The 2,948-nt window shown below is 54.9% G+C and carries 5 protein-coding genes, 1 pseudogene and 1 other annotated feature; all 6 genes and pseudogenes read right to left on the reverse strand.

The window, feature by feature from the left end; translation table 11 throughout:
• A partial coding sequence (locus tag OA90_RS27480) for a transposase (protein ID WP_156510582.1) occupies positions 1–217 on the reverse strand: 217 nt, incomplete at its 3' end.
• A 69-nt stretch (positions 218–286) separates the two neighbouring features.
• A complete protein-coding gene (locus OA90_RS27485; RefSeq protein ID WP_068420207.1) occupies positions 287–1,147 on the reverse strand; it encodes a DUF262 domain-containing protein in 861 nt (286 codons plus the stop codon).
• Positions 1,148–1,367: 220 nt separating this feature from the next.
• Positions 1,368–1,784, reverse strand: coding sequence for a hypothetical protein (locus tag OA90_RS27490; RefSeq protein WP_068420210.1), 417 nt, complete (start codon positions 1,782–1,784; stop codon positions 1,368–1,370).
• Entirely contained in the window at positions 1,784–2,062 is a 279-nt protein-coding gene (locus tag OA90_RS27495; RefSeq protein ID WP_068420212.1) for a hypothetical protein, read from the reverse strand. The genes OA90_RS27490 and OA90_RS27495 overlap by 1 nt, the downstream gene beginning before the upstream one ends.
• 43 nt (positions 2,063–2,105) lie before the next feature.
• Positions 2,106–2,555: a hypothetical protein gene (locus tag OA90_RS27500; RefSeq protein WP_068420215.1), complete on the reverse strand. Its 450-nt coding sequence runs from the start codon at positions 2,553–2,555 to the stop codon at positions 2,106–2,108.
• A 94-nt stretch (positions 2,556–2,649) separates the two neighbouring features.
• A pseudogene (locus OA90_RS27505) lies at positions 2,650–2,948 on the reverse strand (IS3 family transposase); the annotation flags it as partial.
• Positions 2,776–2,892: a sequence feature (AL1L pseudoknot), on the reverse strand. (Overlaps the previous pseudogene by 117 nt.)

Consider the following 2,948-nt stretch of genomic DNA (forward strand, 5'->3'; position numbering starts at 1 on the left):
GAAAGTCCTTCGGCAGTGCCCGCCACTGACAGCCGCTGCCCGCGATATAAAGGACCGCGTTCACCACCTCTCGCATGTCGGTCTTGCGTGGCCGACCGCCGGATTTGGCCGGAGGGATCAGCGGCGCCAAAATCGCCCATTCCCGATCCATCAAATCAGTTGGATAACGCAGATCGTCCCGGTTATGCTGTTTGCGAGTGATATCATCCCAGGGCATTCGATCCTCCATCTTCTCGACAAAGACGGTTGAATCACAACCCTTTGATATCACTCAACTACTTTTAAATCAGGCTCTTAGGAGCTCTTTCGTCACAATGGGAAATGCAGATTTAAAGTCTCTGAACGATTTTGTTTTTGCTGTTCTGTTTTCTGCCATTACCTTGTTTAAGAAGCTTTTCATGGGCTTCTCATAATCGTTGCCAGAATCGAAAATCGAAAAAGTGCGCAACAGTATCTCGACATCTCTCTGATGCTTCTCTGGTTTTTGCCGTCCAATAACAGCACGCCACTCCGGGAGATCGTTTAGTTCTCTTAACTCTTTGACGAGATCACCGGAGAACACACAATTTCTGATTTCTTGTGGGCGCAGGGGAGTACCTCCGGTGTTCAAGCGCTCAAACACGTAGTACATGCTTGTATCGTCGTCTGACGGAGCTAACTGCTTAATATTGACCACTCGCATGACTGTGTTTCGAAGCTTCCTCTGCTCTTCGTCGGACAGGTCTACGAACCGCTTTTTCGCGTATGGGCTCTTCTCATCCAGCCCCGTGAGTCGAAATACTTGGCGCCGTCCCTGCGCATTTTCTGCGCCAAAATACCCATCGAAAAAGAATACTATAGACGACACACGCTGCAATCCGTCGATGACCAATCGCTTTTCATCATCCCCCACGTAAAAGAACACTTGGGGTACGGGTAGACCGAGTAGGAATGATTCGATCAGTAGCGATGATTGCTTAATCGACCATACGAAATTTCTTTGGAAATCAGGAACTTCTATGTCACCGTCATTCCACATATCCGCAAGGCCCTTCAACGTATAGTCGGATGGATAGATGTTCAGGTCGAAACTGACGAAATGCTCATTGTCTTCGTTGTCAATGTCGAACTCCATGTCGGCGTCTTGTTCGATCTGATCTGCGGTCAATGTGAAAGCCCTCAAGAAGTTCGTATTATTCGGAAATCTAGGCGATATTCTCTTGGTGGTCTATGACCGTCTCACAGTTCACTTCGGTGAAGCTGCGATTCGGCATCGGACCTCAGGGTCAAGGTCAGCTCCGGGCCGGGAAGCGCCAACGTGAGCACTATCGGCCAATGTCGGCTTCGCACTTCAGCATTGCCCCCCTCACCTCAAGGCTTGCCTCAGATCAAGCAGCCTCCTTCGCCTCTTGTTGTGCTATCAGCCGATTGACTTCGTAGGCCAGCAGAACTGCCGTGGTAACGGTCGGGGCCGAGGCGTTTGCCTGTTTGGCGCTCTTCAGTAGCTCGTCCAGATCGATCCGGTCGAACAGGTCCAGAAAGTCCGCTCGCTTCAAAAGATCGGGCTTGTTTAGCACCAGCCTGGACACAGCCGTGAAGCAGGCCGCCTGCCAGTTCCCCCGGTTCTTCGTCGTGTTGATCAGCCCAAACACAAGCCGCAAGTGCTCTGGCCCGTGTTTCTTCAGGATCGTTTGGCAGGTTCGCCGGGCGCGGCTTTCGTGCCGTCCACGCGGTTTAATCGTGTGGTCCACGAAGTGCACACCGAACTCGGCGGCGATACGGTCTACATGTCCTCCGGAAGCCATCAGGAACCTACTTTCTGCAGCGATGCGAAGGCTGCTTCTGCTCTGTCTTTTGCACTACGGGGTTTGGCCACTGGCGCCTGTGCTGCCTGCCCTCGCGCGGACTTCTTATGGAGCCGCACGATCTTGCTCAGGACGCGATTTTCCAGCGTCAGGAGCCAGTTTCTCGCGCACTGCAGGCGCAACTCATCTTCAATCGTCGCATTCGGCCTGGCTGCCGCTCTCTTGCGGATTTCAACCTGCCTCTGGGCTTCTTCTATCTGCTCTTTGAGGTGATCCATTGTCTTTGCCCCATTCTTGTTTTTGTTTTGTTCTGGCAGCGCTTTACGCCTGACCTATCGACTTCCAGAATGCGATGGTCTGGCTTATCCGATCTTCCATGTCCGGCGCGTAGCAGATGAACGGCAGCTCCAAGTCCTGGAACCCTTTCCGCCGTTGCTGGTGGAGTTTCAAAACCGCGTCGTACTTCACCGGGTCATTGGCCTTGAACACGATCCGCGGGCCGCAGACGCCGAAGTCCATCAGTCGCCGCTGAAACTCCCCCGCCTCATCGACCAACTCTTGCAGGAACTCGTGAACCTCAGCGATGGCCGGGGCGAATTTGCGACCCTTCGGGATGCCGTTGACCGGACATGCCGCGATCAGCCCGGCTTCAACCGGATAGCTCTGGAACACCGCAGACATGCCAGCCGCGAACGTCTTCGGGTCGTGCAGGTCCGAGGCCCGGTAGAGCCCGATCAATCCCCGTGCCATCCACGAGGCCTGTTCAGCCATTGGCCTACCCTCGCCCTTCAGAGCGGCCGAAAGAGCCCTCAAGGTCAAGAACTGGTCCGGCGTTGGCGGAACCATCGTCGCCCCAAGGGTGCGGGCCATAGACCCGGAAGTTCTCCTCGAAGACACGGCGGATCTCGACCTTCAGAGCGGTATCGCGACGGGCGCGGACTGAAAGCCTGTCCACGTCCTCACGCTTGGCGATGTTCTCGTAATAGGTCGATGGGGCAATCGGCAGCAGCCTGCAAATCGGCTCGATCCCAAACACACCTCGGTGTTCTTCGATGAAGGCAATCATCGCTTCAGTGGGCGGTCGAGCTCCGCCTGGGCAAAATACGCAGACGCCTTGCGCAGGATCTCGTTGGCCTGACGAAGCTCACGGTTCTCCCGCTCCAG

The organism is Labrenzia sp. OB1, assembly GCF_001624695.1.
GTDB lineage: Bacteria > Pseudomonadota > Alphaproteobacteria > Rhizobiales > Stappiaceae > Roseibium.